The organism is Exiguobacterium sp. s39, from assembly GCF_018618925.1.
In the GTDB taxonomy this organism is placed as follows: domain Bacteria; phylum Bacillota; class Bacilli; order Exiguobacteriales; family Exiguobacteriaceae; genus Exiguobacterium_A; species Exiguobacterium_A abrahamii.
Genome location: NZ_JACSNA010000004.1, coordinates 86,471 through 101,891 on the forward strand (window position 1 = coordinate 86,471; position 15,421 = coordinate 101,891).

Here is a 15,421-nt window from a genome sequence, read left to right on the forward strand (position 1 = left end):
GAATAATAATCAATATTTTCTGACAATTTATTTTTTCCTGAAATCTGACAGGAATTCACGGTATCATCGGGAAATCCTAATTTAACAACAATGGAGGCGTTTACATGAAAGTGATGCTTTTTACAGATATTCATGGCAATGCATCAGCATTACGTGCGGTATTGTCCTATCTTGATCAACAACCAGATATCGATGCCGTCTATTGTCTCGGTGATCTTGTCGGCATTGGACCAGAGCATAATGAAGTCATTGATCTATTGAAGCAACGACCTGATATTCAAACGATTTCTGGGAATCATGATGAATGTGTCCTTGCTTTAATCCATGGGGAGAACTATCCCGATAGTTACCGCCATGCTAAAGAGCACCACCAATGGATTGCGGATACGTTGACGCAAGAAAATCAAAAGTATTTGGAACGATTACCGCGTGTCTTAAATATCATGCATCAGGAACAAACGATGCACCTGACGCACTATGCTTATGCCGACCAGACGAAGAAGATTGGTGAAGAGCCGTTAAAGCAAGCGGTGGATGGAACGAAAGAAAACTTATCCGTCCTGTTTGCTGGAAGTGAGGCGCGGATCATTGGATTCGGTCACCATCATCCAGCGCAACAAGTCGAGACAGAGCAAACGCTCTTTATTAATCCAGGTGCACTTGGATGTCAGGAAACAGCTATTGCTCCAGTAGCAATTATCGATTGGGAGAAGGATCAAGTCCGTTCAGAAATCCTGAAGATTCTATATGATGATCGACCATTTTTAGACGTCCTCAATACGACGGAGATGCCGGAACGTGAGTTGATGCGCCGTCTCTTCTTCGGTAGTAGGACATGAAAAAACCTTCATGAGTAGTTCATGAAGGAAGTCGATTAAGCAGATAGCTTCGTCGTAATTGAGATGAGGCACACGACAATCAGTAACACGATACCGATGTTTCGTTTCAATGGATGGCGTGACCAGTAAAAGAATAGCGCAAGGACAGGGGCCACAAAAAAGGCAACGATGAGACTGATCAATGTTGCAAGAAATAATACAAACATCCAAAGCTTGCTAGTTGTCCGATATACCTGCCACATGTCGTAGAGCGACATGAGTGTATAGGCGAGTAACACGAAGATGATTCCGGTCGATAAACTCAAAGCGATCATCACTCCATTCCCTATTTAGTATAAGGGAAAGAGTGAGAATGATTACACGACTTGAAGTAAAAAAACATGACGAATCGATGAACGTACGATTAGACGCTGTAACGAAAAAAGAAAGGAGAGGGCATCTATGTCAGACATCTATCGCCGTTTTTTTCTATTTCCGGATATTTTGATCATGCTCGTACTACTGATTGGAATAAGTAGTTATACCATTGCTCAGCCTTTTCATTGGTCGATTTTACTGTTCTTTTGTCTTGGACTGATCGTCTTTAGTTTCAGTGAATACCTGACGCATCGTTTTTTGTTCCATTTACCACCGCCTAAAAATATGCTTGGACGAAAGTTGTTGAAGCGACTTCATTACGATCATCATGCGCATCCGAATGAACTGCATCTGTTGTTTTTACCGGTCTGGTATTCCTTGCCGAATCTTGGTTTCTTTGCGGCTCTGACCTATCTTCTGACGCAATCTGTCGTTTCGACAGCTGCAGCCGCGAGTGGATTGATCGTCATGTTGCTTGTGTATGAATGGAAACATTACGTGGCACACGTTCCGCTGAAACCGAGAACACGCTTTGGAAAATGGATGAAAAAGACGCATCTACTACATCATTTCAAAAATGAACACTATTGGTTTGGTGTATCAAATCCGATGGGGGACTGGTTGTTTGGCACTTTGAAAGATGAGAAAACAGTTACTTCTAGTCAAACGGCACGGAATTTAGAAAAAAATCGAGAATATGAAAAACCGCCAATCAGCTGACCGGCGGTTTTTTGATTCATAAAATGCGTAGCATGGCACGACGAATCGTATCTAATTCTAACGGTCGAGCAATCAATGGCCATTCGGCAATTAACGCAATGTACGTCCGGAAAATCAGAAAGGCGGTGACATCGACTGGTACGTCACGATCATCTTGTCCAAGGCGAGTCTCGAGTAGCGTTTTAAGATATTCGACGACATGTCGTTCGATACGTGTCCGTAGTTCTTGCATTTCTTGTAATTTAAGATTACGTGTTTCTTCGATGATTTGAAGAATGAACAAATGTTGTTGCTGATGATAGACGATAGCGTCGATCATTGCTTGCTTATTTTCTTCTACCGTCGCATGTTCGACGTAAGCGCGTTCTGCTTCTTCTTTCATCTCTTGCAGCACACGTGTTACGAGTGATTCGAACAGGTTGAGTTTACTTTCGAACAATTGATAGACGGTCGGTTTCCCGACATGAGCGCGTCGGGCGACACGCTCAATCGTCGTACCTTTATAACCAAGTTCAGAAAAACAAGCCATCGCTGAGTCCAGTATCAATGTTTCTTTATCAGACTGTGTCATGTTGTTTTCGTCTCACTTTCGTTGAGAGTAAAATTCGCTTGGCTCCGAGCCCTCCAACGAAGCTGATGATCAACGCGACGACTAAGATGGTCGCAAGGACTTGACTGTTTGAAATGAGGGCGTCTGTCACACCAAGTCCAAGCGCTTCACGGAATCCGCCGACTGAATACGTCATTGGTAAGAACGTATGAATGGCTTGGAAGAAGCTTGGCGTCATCTCGACTGGGAACGTACCACCACTACCACCGATTTGAAGCAGAAGTAGTAGGAAGGCAAGGAACTGTCCGACGCGACCGAGTAGCATCGCGAGCGTGAACAGAATCGTAATGAACGTCATACCTGTTAAGGCAGCAAATCCATAGAGCGCAGGAACACTCGCGACATCAGCATCGAGGACATAGACGATGGCTGTGACCGCTGCGACACCTTGTAAGGCTCCAATCGGTAAGATGAGTGATAATTTACCGACAAGGAAGCGCCATGTCAGACTTTCGCCATGTTCTGGACGAATCTGATAGACAGACGAGAACATCAAGGCACCTGCGAACAAGGCGATACTAAGGATGTAAGCTGATAAACCAGAACCGTAGTTGTTGACCGTCGAATAGTCATGTTCTTTTAAGACGACGGGTTCTGCCAGCATATTATCCCGCTCTTTCGTCGGCTTGACGGTTGCGTCTTTAGCCCCTTTGCTGAGCTCATCCTTCAATGTTTTAGCACCATCTTCAAGTTTTGTATTGGCATCCGCGATTTTCGAAGCCCCATCGGTCGTTTTGCCGATTCCGTCCGTAATCGTAGTTGAACCAGAAGCCAATTGTCCTAACCCGTTATTTAACGCGCTAGCACCTGTTTGGAGTTGATGTGTGCCATCTGAAAGCTGATTAGCCCCGTCAGCCAGTTGTGCGCCACCTGTTGCAGCTTTATGCACACCCGCAGTATATTGACCGAGTTTTTCATTGAATGTTTGTTGACCACTTGCTAATTGTTGTGCACCAGACTCGACTTGTTTCGCACCGTCGACGAGTTTCACTTGACCTGCGTTCAGTTGTGATACAGCTGATTCGACTTGTTGACCACCTGCAGCCAGTTGACCAATCTTCTTCGTCGCGTCCGTTGCTTGAGCAAGACTCTGATCAATCGCGCCTTCTTGGGCGGCGAGATTTTGGATGTTTTCTTCTAATGAACCGATAGAACCGAGTAACGTTTGTTTTTCTTCATCCGATAACTGTTCAGAAGCAGAAATGACTTCTTTTAGTTGCGCAACGTTTGCTTCAAGGGCCTCACGACGTGCTCGTAAATCTTGTTTCGCTTTTTCAGCATCTTGATTAAGTTGCGTTAAAAAGGCGTTGGCAGCTTGTGCTTTTTCATCCAATTGATTTAATCCATCCGTCAATTGAGGAATTTTTTCATTAAGCTGAGCCGTACCTGCAGCCAGTTGTTCTGCCCCTTGACGGACTTGTGTCGAGCCACCGCTGAGTTTCGTTGCTCCGTCTTCTAGTTGTGCAGCACCGGCTTGTAATTTGCCACCATTTTCGTCTAGCGTGTTCAACCCAGAAGACAACTCACCCGTTTTTTGGGCGAAGAGGGCAGTCTTTTCGTCGAGTGTCGTGACGCCGTCACTGAGTTTTTTCGAACCTTGATTGGCTTCCCCCAGTTTTTCGGACAGTGTCAGACTGCCATCCGCAAGTTTTCCAAGGTTCGTTGCTAGTGTTTTGGCACCATCCGCTGTTTTATGGTTGCCATCTTCTAGTTTAGAAGAACCGTCCGATGCCTTTTCCATACCGTTTGCAATTTTCTTTAACGCACCGAAAATCGCACTACTGTATTGTTTCGTCACGGATTTTCGGATCTTTTCGTTTAATTGTTTTGCAGCCGTACTCGAAATTTGTGTGCCCGAGTAGTTTTTGGCTGGATTCAAGTAATACTCCAACTCAATCTTCTTCGGATGATCATCGAGTAGTGTCGTTGCATTTTTAGAGAAGTTCTTCGGGATGACGACCGTCATATAGATTTTGCCGTCACGTAATTCTTTTTCGGCTTTGTCCTTAGATAAGAACTGCCAATCAAAATCATCATTTTTTTTGAGTTTGTCGACGAATTGATCCCCGATGTCGACTTTCTCTCCTTTAAACTTCGTCGCCTTGTCTTCGTTGACGATAGCGACCTTGATATCTTCTGTTTGACCGTATGGGTCCCAGAATGCAGATAAGAAGATGGAGTTGTAGAGAAACGGTACGAGGATGAGGGCGAGAATGACAACAATCATCATCGGACTCTTCAATTTCTTCCATTCTGAGCGAAACATAAATACAAATCCCCTTTCTAAAACTCAAAACTTATTTGGGTTTTAGGTTTTGATGAGATTTACTTTACTCTCTTCATTAAAAAAAATCAATCGATAATTCTAATTTCACATAAAAAAGACGACTCGCAGGGAGCCGTCTTGGAAAAACGAGTTAAGGAAGCAAAAGTAGTTTTCCTGTACTGCGTCGACTTTCTAAAAAGTCATGTGCTGCTTTGCCATCAGATAATCTGAATGTTGTAGGAGAAGACAGGGTGAGATGATTGGATAGAATCCAATCAAATAATTCACCAGATCTACGGATTCGTTCTTCAGAAGATGTTAATACGTTCCAAAGGTCACCACCCGTCAATGTTTTGGACGTATCCATCAAAAAGCGAGGATCGACAGATACGGGATCGCCGCCTGCCATACCATAGAAGACAACCGTTCCATGGACTTTTGTCACATGGAAACTATCCATTAAGGTAGAACCAATGGATTCGTAGACCACATCAACTCCTTTACCAGAAGTTTGCGCGAGCACGTGCTCGACCCAGTTCTCGGAATATAAATAGACAGATTCACAGCCAGCAGTTTTAGCGATCTGTGCTTTCTCAGGAGAAGACGTCAATCCAATCGGGGTTGCGCCAAGTAAACGAATGAGCTGTGTCAACAACTGACCAACGCCACCGGCGGCTGCATGCACTAAGACGACATCTCCCGGTTGGACATGATAGCTATCTCGAGTTAAATAATGCGCTGTTAACCCTTGTAATAAGACAGAAGCTGCTGTTTCGTATGAGATACCATCAGGAAGCGGAATCAATTTATCGACGGGTGCTGCGACGTACTCCGCGTTCGCAAGCGGAACGTCCGCAAAAGCAACTCGTTGACCTACGTGGAACGTTGAAACAGCAGCACCGATTGCGGTGATGACTCCTGCACCTTCATACCCTAAAATATAGGGAGGCTGTCCTTCTAAATGATAGTTTCCTTTTCGGCGATAGATGTCTGCAAAATTCAGACCGATCGCTTTCATTTCAATCAGAACTTCCTGTTCAGTGATTGTTGGCGTTGGTACGTCTTCGAAGCGTAATACATCAGAACCTCCGAATTCGTGGAAAGTTAATGCCTTCATCTCAACACATCCTTCTTTTAAATCTGCTTTTAGTATAAGGCAGAACATCTGAAAATGATGGACAGATGCGTTACACTAGAAAAAAAGACGAAAGAAGGGACAGTATGAAGCGTGTCTTAATGGGAGGAATTCGTTTTTATCAAAAAGTCATCTCTCCCATGAAACCAGCTACATGTCGATTCTATCCAACATGCTCCCATTACGGGATGGAGGCGATTGAACGTCATGGTGCGGTAAAAGGTAGTTATTTGACGACGCGTCGATTGTTACGGTGCCAACCGTTCCACCCAGGAGGCCTTGACTTCGTTCCAGAACCCGATCAATTTAGTTGGAAAGCACCGCTGCAACGGGAAAATCCACGGGAGAAGACGGAAGAAACGAAGGAGTAAGTCATGTGAAGGTTCTCTCTTGTTTAATGAAGTAAGAACAAATAAAGGGAAGTATGTTACCGGAAATTACCGATAACATACTTCCCTTTTGTTCTACTTACAGACGATCATAGTTTACCCGTTAAAAACTGTGCTTCGCCAAGACCGAAGCTCCAGTCGGCTGCATCATTTTCGACGATCGACACCATCAAATCAGTCGGTGCGAGTCCGCAGTTTGCTTGTAAGCGTTCGGCGAGTAATTGGTAGAGACGTTGTTTTTTCTCTTCCGTCCGCGTTTTACTCGTCACACTAATAAGAACGATATCTTTACTCCGTTCAAATCCGAGTCCTGTATCTTGAATGACCATCTCATGTGCTTTATGCGTATGCACGATTTGATAACGATCGCGCTCCGGCACATCAAATGCTTCGACCATCGCATCGTGTGCGGTATCGAGTAACGTTTTTAACTCTTCTTCTGAACGTCCTTCAATGACGTCGAATCGTAATAACGGCATGTGAAATCACTCCTTCACAAAATTATGTAGAGTAGGGGAAAACCCTACTCTTATATTACTCAAAGAATGGTTTGTATTGACGACGATCGTGCATGACAGATAACCATTGGACAGTCGAGAATTCTTCAAGTACCCACTCGCCGTTAAAGCGACCGAGCCCTGAATCTTTTTCACCACCAAATGGCATATGTGGCTCATCGTTGACCGATTGATCGTTGATATGAATCATACCTGTCTCGACTTCAAGCGCAAAGGCAGTCGCGCGTTCAATAGAAGAACCATGGACAGCGCCGCTCAATCCGTACGGAAGCGAGTTCGCGATTTCAAGTGCCTCTTCATCCGTATCGAACGGGATGATGACAGCGACCGGTCCGAAGATTTCATTTTTAGCGAGTGGCATATCATTCGTAACACCAGTGACGACAGTAGGTGCGATGACGTTATCTTTTGCTTCGCCACCGACACGAACGGTTGCACCCGCAGCTTTTGTTTTCTCGAGATCTTCAAGAATCCGTTCAACTTGTGATTGGTTGATGAGTGGTCCGACTTGTGTCCGATCATGTGATGGATCACCGTATTGTAGCTCTTTTACACGAGCGACGTATTTCTCGACGAATTCATCATGAATCGAAGAAGCGACGAGAATTCGGTTCGTCGACATACAAATTTGACCTTGGTGATAGAACTTGCTGTAGACAGCAGATTCGACCGCACGATCGAGATCAGCATCATCAAGTACGACGAAGACGTTGTTTCCGCCAAGTTCAAGCGCTGTTTTCTTCAGGTGTTTACCAGCAAGTTCACCGATATGACGACCAACTTCAGTGGATCCTGTGAATGAAATCAAGCGTGGTACAGGATGTTCGACGATAGCATCACCGATTTCTGAACCGCGACCGACGATGACATTCAAGACACCTTTTGGCAATCCAGCTTTTTCAAATAGACTAGCAAAAATCAATCCACCTGAAACAGGTGTGTCCGTAGCCGGTTTAACAACGACTGCGTTCCCGATGGCAATGGCAGTAGCGATCGACCGTACAGCTAAGTGGAACGGGAAGTTCCATGGACTGATGACACCGATGACACCAAGTGCTTTACGGTAAATCCGGTTTTCTTTGCCTGGTACGACCGATGGACGAATTTCACCGTGCATCCGAAGTGGGAATGTCGCAGCTTCCTTGACGATCAAGACAGAAGCAAGGAATTCACCTTCCGCTTTGATGCGTGTACTTCCGGACTCTTTGATCAACCATTCGATGATCGTTTCTTTCTCTTCGTACAAGACTTTCAAGAAGTTTTCGATGAGACCTTGACGTTTTAAGGCAGGAACTTTCGCCCAGTCTTTTTGAGCGACTTGAGCCGCTTCATAAGCGTCATCTAAATCTTGTTGATTCGCTGCAGAGATTGTAAAGAGCTCTTCACCCGTGAAAGGATTCGTGTTCGTCATGTTGCTGTCACTTGCGCCTGTGCGCCACTGACCATCAATGTAAATCTTCGTGAAATCTGTATGCAATGTTGCTTCGTTTTGTTGAGCCATATCATTTCATCTCCCATTCGTTTTCATAACAATTAAGTTATTCACGTTATGAAAAGAAGTAAAACACATCCGTGCACTTCGACCAAACATATTGCTCAAAGTCAGTCAGTCAGATGGGTTTTAAAGCGCTCTAAATCAGGAATTCAATCAATATAGTGCTATAAAAAGGAGGAATTTTATTTTGAAGAAGCTGAAAGTCCTGTCTCGAGAAATCAATTGGTGGTGGCCATTGTTATATGGTCTCATTGGGATTGGTTTGACGGGAATCGTGACGTGGTTAGATGTGTATATATCAAACTGGTTTCCAAAAGACTGGCAAACGACGCTTGGCTTAGCGCAGACAATCCATAGTTCTGTCTTTACCGGACTGCTCGCCATGATGACGTTCACATTCTCAACCATTCTTGTCGTATTGACGACCTATTCATCACAATTCTCACCACGGACATTGCCTAACTTCATCGAGAATCGGCAAGTGCAACACATTTTCGGCATATTCATTGGAGCGGTCAGTTACTCGATGACGATGCTCTTTTTTCTTCGTCCGGCGTTGAAGACGAGCGTCGTCGCTTCGACAGTAGCCGTTCTCGTCGTGTTGATATCGATCGTGGCATTCGTCGCATTCATTCATATCGTCAGTCAGTCGATTCGCGTGACGACATTACTCGATCGATTACACGAAGAAGGGAACGAATTATTGAAACGACAAGTCGAACATCTAGGATCAGGAGAACAAAAGATTACTGAAAGAAAGATGACGACAAATTATCCACATCTTATTCAGGCAACTCGAACCGGATATATTCAAGCAGTCGATTATGATGTTTTTGATCAGAAAGACCGCGTGTATATTGATCGAACGGTCGGCTCATTCGTAACAGAGGGAGAAGCCATCGGACGGGCAACTTGCCGGGATATCAATGAAAGTATCTTGATTGGACCGACGAAATCTTCAGAACAGGATTTTGCATTTGTTCTTGAAAAATTAAGTGAAGTTGCTTTACGTGCGATTTCTCCAGGAATCAATGATCCGAATACAGCGAGACATGCGGTTCGGATTATTGGTGACTTAATGCGACAGTATGCCGTAATACCAGATGGTGTGCTAGTTGTTGGAAAGGACCAGCAACACATCGTCGTCAGGGAAACTTACCAACAATTGTTATACACGACGTTTTATCAACTACGACATTACGGAGCAGAAGATATTTCAGTTCTCGCGACGATGCTTGAGTCGCTTGGAACGATGAAGCGGCAAGCCTTACCAGCTCACTATGAAACGATTCAACGGTTCATTCCATACATCTGTTCGGAAGTACGTTTTGAAACAATGAACGACTGGGATCGTGATTTTTTACAAAATCAAATCCATCGGGCGTTGAATGAAACTTTTGTCTCCCCTTCGACGTAAAAAGGGCAAGAGAATCAAAAGAAGGGAGGAATAGAAAGTGACAATCTTGTTATGGAGTCTGATCGTCGTCTGTTTTCTAGTCGCTTTTGCAGGTCTCGTGTATCCGATCATCCCAAGTGCGCCGATTTTAGTAGTTGGTTTTTTGATTTATGGATTCGGATTTGGGTTCTCTGAACTATCGATTAGTTTTTGGGTGATTCAAGCGATTTTCATCATTCTCTTATTTACACTCGATTATCTCGTTAGCGCCTACACCGTCGATCGACGGGGAGGCTCACAAGCGGCTAAGGTTGCAACGACAGTCGGATTGATTGCGGGACCATTTATTTTGCCGGGTATCGGATTATTAATTTTCCCGTTTGTCTTTGCCATCTTGACGGAAAAAATCATTAGTAAAAAGACGTGGCAAACCTCGGTTTCAGTTGGGATCGGAACAGTCCTTGGTATCTTATCAAGTGCCTTGTTAAAGGGAATCGCGATGTTACTCATGATCGTAATCTTTATTCTCTATGTCGTCTGACGGTCTGAAATGATGTCTTCAAGTACACATTTTATGAAAGTTCCGTTATAGTATGAATATGAAAAAGTAGGGAAGCTTTGAAAGTCTGAAGCTTCTTTTTGCTGTAAACCACCAGATGCCTCGGCATCTGGCTTTATATTAATGGAGGTGAATCCCCTTTCTTCGGGGAAACGATTGGACAGTACACACTCAATGGAGACATTCGACACGACGACGATCATCATTCGGCTACTCGTCATTGCACTACTCATCGTCTTAACCGCTTTTTTTGTAGCTGCCGAATTTTCGGTCGTCAAAATGCGAATGTCTCGAATCGATCAGTTGATTACAGAAGGAAGCAAGACTGCGAAAGTGGCGAAGAGGCTACTTGAGAATTTGGATTATTATTTATCGGCCTGTCAACTTGGAATTACCGTGACAGCGCTTGGTCTCGGGTGGTTAGGAGAATCAACGGTAGGTGCGATTCTCGGTATGTTGTTCGAAGAGATTGACATTCCGAACTCCGTCTCGACGATCATTTCGTTCGTTCTTGCATTCTCGATTGTAACGTTTCTTCATGTCGTGCTTGGAGAACTTGCTCCAAAATCTTTAGCGATTCAAAAAACGGAAGCGATCACGATGTTACTCGCGCCACCACTATATTGGTTCGGTAAAATCATGAAACCTTTCATCTGGACATTGAACGGTTCAGCACGAATCATTCTTCGGTTGTTTGGCGTCGAGCCAGCGGGACACGAAGAAGTCCATTCTGAAGAAGAGATTAAAATCATCATGACACAGAGTTATAAGAGTGGAGAAATCAACCAGACTGAGCTTTCCTACATGCAGAACATCTTCTCGTTCGATGAGCGGATCGCGAAAGATATCATGTTACCGCGGACGGACTTAATCACGATCTCGAACGATGCATCGATGGAGGACATCATTCGTCTCGTTGAAGAGTATCAGTTCACACGTTACCCAGTAGCGGAAGAAGGAGATAAGGATAAAATCCTTGGCTTCATCAATGCAAAACAATTATTTACGGATCATATGGCTAACAAAGGAAAAGCATTAAGCTATTACATCCACAACTTGCCGATTGTATCCGAGTATTCACCGCTTCAAGACGCTATGTTGAAAATGCAGGTGGAACGGACGCCAATGGCACTCGTCATTGATGAGTATGGTGGTACAGCCGGTGTGATTACGATGGAAGACATATTGGAAGAAATCGTTGGAGAAATCCGAGATGAATTCGATAAGGATGAGAAAGCAGATATCGAACAAATTCATGAGCGATTATACCGGATCTCAGGCCGTGTCTTGATTGATGACCTAAATGAACGCTTTAACCTAGGAATCGAAGAAGAAGACATCGATACGATTGGTGGCTGGGTCATGGCACAGGATACGGAAGTGTCGAGTGGCCAAGAATTCCGCTATCAGGAATACACGATCAAAGTCATGGAAGTCGATAATCATCAAGTCAAATCAATTTATCTTCAATTGCCTGATCGAGAAGAAACTGCAACAGAAGAGATCGGATAAGAAATAGAATGTGCAAGACGATGGACTTCGAGTTCATCGTCTTTTTTTGTCTACTAAAAAAATGAATCAGCTAAGGTGATAGACACCTCTTGTGTTTATCTCCCTCACTGACGGGTATTACTGTCTATGTGGCAAAAAAGCATTTTTTAATTCAACAGGAAAAGGGGTTTTTTATTATGTCAAACGTCATTCTTACTTCACGTGCATCTGCAGTCGGTGGTCGCGACGGGAAAGTCGCTTCAGACGATAACGTCATCAATCTCGATTTAGTCATGCCAGGAACAAAAGGCAAAGAAGACATTCCGACATCAAACCCGGAACAGTTATTCGCAGCAGGATATGCCGCTTGTTTTGATGGTGCCTATAATTTGATGGCGCGCCAAGCAAAAAAACGAGTCGAGACGCGGACGAATTCAGAAGTCAGCCTCTTACAGGACGAAGCGGATAACGGTGTAAAAATTGCAGCGAAACTCGTCGTCGAGGTCGTCGGCGTATCGCAAGAAGAAGCCGAAGATTTACTAGAGAAGACACACAATTTCTGCCCGTACTCGAAAGCGACACGTGGCAACATTGATGTCGATCTTTCTGTTAAAGTCGTCGATTCACTATAAGCATAATCGACGAATCATAAGGAGGGTTTTCCATGGCACCGAAAGAAACCGATCGTCCAAATGAAGAGTTTGAAGATGAACGGGATCGTCTGTCGGATAAAGAACGGAAACTGACAGAGGAGCAACAAAAGGAAATCCTAAAAGGAAAAGACGAAATGCCAGATGATACGGTTTCTCCACGAGATCGCGGAGAAGATCCGATTTAAATCAAACAACTTGGGGGATGAATCACATGTCTAAAAAAGTAGCAGTCGTACTCGCCGATCATTTTGAAGATGTAGAATTCACAGGACCGGTTGATGCATTAAAAGAAGCAGGGCACGAGATCACGGTCATTGGTGCTAAGAAAGGTGCAGAACTCGTCGGCAAACAGGAAGAGGCAAAAGTAAATGTTGATCTCTCGATTGATGAGACTTCAGCAGCAGACTACGATGCTCTCCTGATTCCAGGCGGATTTTCACCAGATTTACTTCGAGAAGATGAGCGTTTCGTCTCATTCGTCGAAGAATTCGATATGTCGAAAAAACCGATTTTCTCGATCTGCCATGGACCACAATTGATGATTAATGCAAAAATCGTCAAAGGAAGAAAAATGACAGGTTATAAATCGATTCGAATCGATTTAGAAAATGCTGGTGTGGACTTTGCAGATGAAGAAGTCGTCGTTGACGATAATTTCGTCTCAAGTCGTCAACCAGATGATATTCCTGCATTCAATCGGGAAATCGTTGCAAAACTTGGCTAATGGTATAGAACAAAAATCAGCACTGCGATAACGCAGTGCTGATTTTTTATAGATTTTCTGGATAATCACAGAGTTCCGTAATGACGCCGTGTGAATGACGAGGATTCATATAAATCAATCGTCGTCCGAATGGCGTCGTTCGATACGTATCTTCTAAAAATGTTAAGCCTTGTTGTTTTGCTTCTTCAATCGCTTGATCTAAATTCTCTACACGATAAGCAATGTGGTGGACACCTTTCCCACGTTGTTTCAAAAAACGAGCGATCGGACTATCCGGACTTGTTGGCGTTAACAACTCGATGTGCGCATCATCGAACTCGATGACCGCAATATTGGAAGCGACACCAGGCGCAGGATTCGAGTACTCTTTTGTTAAAATTCCTCCAAGTACGTTTGTATAAAATGAAATGGCTTCCTGCATGTCGCGAACGGCAATTCCAGTGTGGTCTAATTTCATATGATATCCTCCTTCTGTTCGCTTCAGTTTCCCAAAAACACTCCAAAGTTGCAACGATGAGTTACCTTCCAAATGTTTCTATTACATAGAAGAGGAAAGATTTATTTAAAATGAAATATCACTGAAATATTATGGAAGAGGAATGAATGCTATAATCAAAAACGTTCTTATAAAAAAGAAAAACTATTACAGAATTTAAATTTAACTTAAATACTCTACGATAAATCATAAAACATACACTACAGAAAAAGAGGGAATACTACATGAAAAAAACGTTCGCGTCGCTCATCGTTTCCGCACTGGTTCTTTCATCAGCACCTCATTTTGCAGCAGCTGACGATTTAAGTGAACAGAAAGCCAAAAACGAACAACAGCAACAAGACAATGCTAAAAAGCAAAAAAACTTAGAGTCTTCTGTTAATCAAGAAGGTCAAAAAATCTCTAAAACACAACAAGAAGTCAATCGACTAGACGAAGCGTTGAACGAAAAAATCTTTGCTGTCGAAACAAAGGATCGTCAAATCAAAGCAACAGAACGTGAAATCGTTGAACTTGGAAAAGAAATCGAGAAATATAAAGCGAAACTAAAACGCCAAGAAAAACTACTCGGTGATCGTCTTCGTGTCATGCAAGAGAATGATGGAAACTCAATTAAATGGGAAGAAGTCATCTTTGGTGCTAAAAACGTTGGTGATCTCGTAAGCCGTGTCATGGCAGGGAAATCCATTTCAAAACAAGATGATAAAATGATCACGGATTACCAGAATACGCAAAAGCAATTAGCGGATGCGCAGCAAGAAGTAAAAGAAAAGAAAGCGCAGTTGGTAGTTGAGAAAAAAGAATTAAAACGTCAACAAGCGGACCTTGAATCACAATTAAAAGAGCGGAATAAACGCTTAAAAGAACTACGTAAGAAAAAAGAAAAGTTCGAAACACAATTGATGGATGCAAAAGAAGTCCAACAAATTCTGATTGCGCAAGAAAAAGCGATTGCTGCTGAAAAAGCAGCACGTGAACGTGAAGCTCGACTCGAAAAAGAGCGTCAAGCTCAAGCGGCACGTGAAGCGAAAGCACGAGCAGAGGCTGAAGCAGCGCAAGCAGCAGCACAAAAAGCAGCAGAAGAGCAAGCTGCTAAAGAAGCAGCAGCTCAGCAAGCAGCACAAGAGAAAGCGGCACAATCGGAAAAACCTTCTGGTTCGACGAAACAATCAGCACCAAAACCATCTACACCAGCACCAGCTGCGCCTGCTCCAGCACCAGCTGCACCAAAACCAGCTGCACCAAAACCAGCACCATCATCAGGTGGTCTGTTCATTCATCCAACTGCTGGAACTGTTACACAAGGTTATGGTTCTGCAGGCGGAGAGAACGGATATACGTTCCATAACGGAATTGACTTTGGTGGTCCAGTCGGTACGCCGATCGTGGCAGCTGCAACAGGTACAGTCATTACAGCATCAGGTGGCGGACCTTACGGAAATCATGTCATGATCGCTCACCAATTGAACGGGAAGACATATACGACAGTATATGCTCACATGAGTTCACTCAATGCCCGTGCTGGTCAACGTGTCAGCCAAGGTCAACAAATTGGCGCGTTAGGTAGTACAGGAAATTCAACAGGACCACACCTCCACTTCGAAATTCACGTTGGTGGATACAGCTATAGTGCAACTGGTCCAGCTAACTCAGTCAATCCATTGTCGATGCTTTAATCGTAAAGAATCGTTGCGTATGCAACGGTTCTTTTTTTTGTCATTTTCAAAAAACAAATCGTATATTACAAAAAACCGTTTTCATTTGAAATGTAAA

At 43.7% G+C, this 15,421-nt stretch carries 17 protein-coding genes; 10 read left to right on the plus strand and 7 right to left on the minus strand.

The genetic code is table 11. The annotated features are described in order from the left end of the window. The first annotated feature begins 104 nt into the window (after nt 1–104). Nucleotides 105–839 (plus strand): metallophosphoesterase family protein, encoded by a 735-nt coding sequence (locus KNQ11_RS14895; RefSeq protein WP_214772488.1) that lies wholly within the window; start codon nt 105–107, stop codon nt 837–839. A gap of 35 nt (nt 840–874) precedes the next feature. Here KNQ11_RS14895 and KNQ11_RS14900 read toward each other — a convergent pair whose 3' ends face one another. After that, nucleotides 875–1,153, minus strand: a complete 279-nt coding sequence (locus tag KNQ11_RS14900) for a hypothetical protein (RefSeq protein ID WP_050678090.1) — start codon at nt 1,151–1,153, stop codon at nt 875–877. A 127-nt stretch (nt 1,154–1,280) separates the two neighbouring features. On the opposite strand from KNQ11_RS14900, the gene KNQ11_RS14905 reads away from it, so the two are divergent. Then, entirely contained in the window at nt 1,281–1,916 is a 636-nt protein-coding gene (locus KNQ11_RS14905) for a sterol desaturase family protein (RefSeq protein WP_064300847.1), read from the plus strand. A gap of 16 nt (nt 1,917–1,932) precedes the next feature. Here the strand turns inward: KNQ11_RS14905 and KNQ11_RS14910 are convergent, their stop codons facing one another. The 3 genes from KNQ11_RS14910 to KNQ11_RS14920 form a co-directional block, all read right to left on the minus strand. Then, complete coding sequence (locus KNQ11_RS14910) at nt 1,933–2,487, minus strand: TetR/AcrR family transcriptional regulator (protein ID WP_029340803.1); 555 nt, start codon at nt 2,485–2,487, stop codon at nt 1,933–1,935. Further along, the gene (locus KNQ11_RS14915; RefSeq protein WP_214772490.1) at nt 2,474–4,792 is read right to left on the minus strand and encodes a YhgE/Pip domain-containing protein; all 2,319 of its coding nucleotides are present in this window, start codon (nt 4,790–4,792) and stop codon (nt 2,474–2,476) included. Before KNQ11_RS14915 ends, KNQ11_RS14910 begins: the two co-directional genes overlap by 14 nt. A 151-nt stretch (nt 4,793–4,943) precedes the next feature. Further along, on the minus strand, nt 4,944–5,909 hold the full coding sequence (locus tag KNQ11_RS14920; protein WP_214725328.1) for a quinone oxidoreductase family protein: 966 nt from the start codon (nt 5,907–5,909) through the stop codon (nt 4,944–4,946). 104 nt (nt 5,910–6,013) lie between these two features. Between KNQ11_RS14920 and yidD the strand changes: the two genes are divergently transcribed. Next, the gene (gene yidD / locus KNQ11_RS14925) at nt 6,014–6,298 is read left to right on the plus strand and encodes a membrane protein insertion efficiency factor YidD (protein WP_058703741.1); all 285 of its coding nucleotides are present in this window, start codon (nt 6,014–6,016) and stop codon (nt 6,296–6,298) included. A gap of 107 nt (nt 6,299–6,405) precedes the next feature. Here the strand turns inward: yidD and KNQ11_RS14930 are convergent, their stop codons facing one another. Together KNQ11_RS14930 and KNQ11_RS14935 are read right to left on the minus strand one after the other, a co-directional pair. Then, nucleotides 6,406–6,795 carry a tautomerase family protein gene (locus tag KNQ11_RS14930; RefSeq protein ID WP_029340806.1) on the minus strand — a complete coding sequence of 130 codons (390 nt, stop codon included), beginning with the start codon at nt 6,793–6,795 and terminating at the stop codon, nt 6,406–6,408. Nucleotides 6,796–6,850: 55 nt separating this feature from the next. Then, on the minus strand, nt 6,851–8,335 hold the full coding sequence (locus KNQ11_RS14935) for an aldehyde dehydrogenase family protein (RefSeq protein WP_023467170.1): 1,485 nt from the start codon (nt 8,333–8,335) through the stop codon (nt 6,851–6,853). A gap of 181 nt (nt 8,336–8,516) precedes the next feature. On the opposite strand from KNQ11_RS14935, the gene KNQ11_RS14940 reads away from it, so the two are divergent. The 6 genes from KNQ11_RS14940 (at nt 8,517) to KNQ11_RS14965 (ending at nt 13,152) form a co-directional block, all read left to right on the plus strand. Beyond that, a complete protein-coding gene (locus tag KNQ11_RS14940; protein ID WP_149426828.1) occupies nt 8,517–9,746 on the plus strand; it encodes a DUF2254 domain-containing protein in 1,230 nt (409 codons plus the stop codon). A gap of 37 nt (nt 9,747–9,783) precedes the next feature. Then, nucleotides 9,784–10,266 (plus strand): DUF456 domain-containing protein, encoded by a 483-nt coding sequence (locus KNQ11_RS14945; protein ID WP_214772492.1) that lies wholly within the window; start codon nt 9,784–9,786, stop codon nt 10,264–10,266. Nucleotides 10,267–10,458: 192 nt separating this feature from the next. Continuing rightward, nucleotides 10,459–11,796, plus strand: coding sequence for a hemolysin family protein (locus tag KNQ11_RS14950; protein ID WP_047395079.1), 1,338 nt, complete (start codon nt 10,459–10,461; stop codon nt 11,794–11,796). A gap of 176 nt (nt 11,797–11,972) precedes the next feature. Continuing rightward, nucleotides 11,973–12,407: an organic hydroperoxide resistance protein gene (locus KNQ11_RS14955; RefSeq protein WP_023467178.1), complete on the plus strand. Its 435-nt coding sequence runs from the start codon at nt 11,973–11,975 to the stop codon at nt 12,405–12,407. Nucleotides 12,408–12,439: 32 nt separating this feature from the next. Continuing rightward, complete coding sequence (locus tag KNQ11_RS14960; RefSeq protein WP_023467179.1) at nt 12,440–12,613, plus strand: hypothetical protein; 174 nt, start codon at nt 12,440–12,442, stop codon at nt 12,611–12,613. A gap of 26 nt (nt 12,614–12,639) precedes the next feature. Next, on the plus strand, nt 12,640–13,152 hold the full coding sequence (locus tag KNQ11_RS14965; protein WP_029340809.1) for a type 1 glutamine amidotransferase domain-containing protein: 513 nt from the start codon (nt 12,640–12,642) through the stop codon (nt 13,150–13,152). Nucleotides 13,153–13,198: 46 nt separating this feature from the next. On the opposite strand, the gene KNQ11_RS14970 is transcribed toward KNQ11_RS14965, so the two are convergent. Further along, nucleotides 13,199–13,609, minus strand: coding sequence for a VOC family protein (locus KNQ11_RS14970; RefSeq protein WP_149426829.1), 411 nt, complete (start codon nt 13,607–13,609; stop codon nt 13,199–13,201). Nucleotides 13,610–13,872: 263 nt separating this feature from the next. Between KNQ11_RS14970 and KNQ11_RS14975 the strand changes: the two genes are divergently transcribed. After that, nucleotides 13,873–15,324, plus strand: a complete 1,452-nt coding sequence (locus KNQ11_RS14975; RefSeq protein ID WP_214772494.1) for a murein hydrolase activator EnvC family protein — start codon at nt 13,873–13,875, stop codon at nt 15,322–15,324. Nucleotides 15,325–15,421 lie beyond the last annotated feature (97 nt).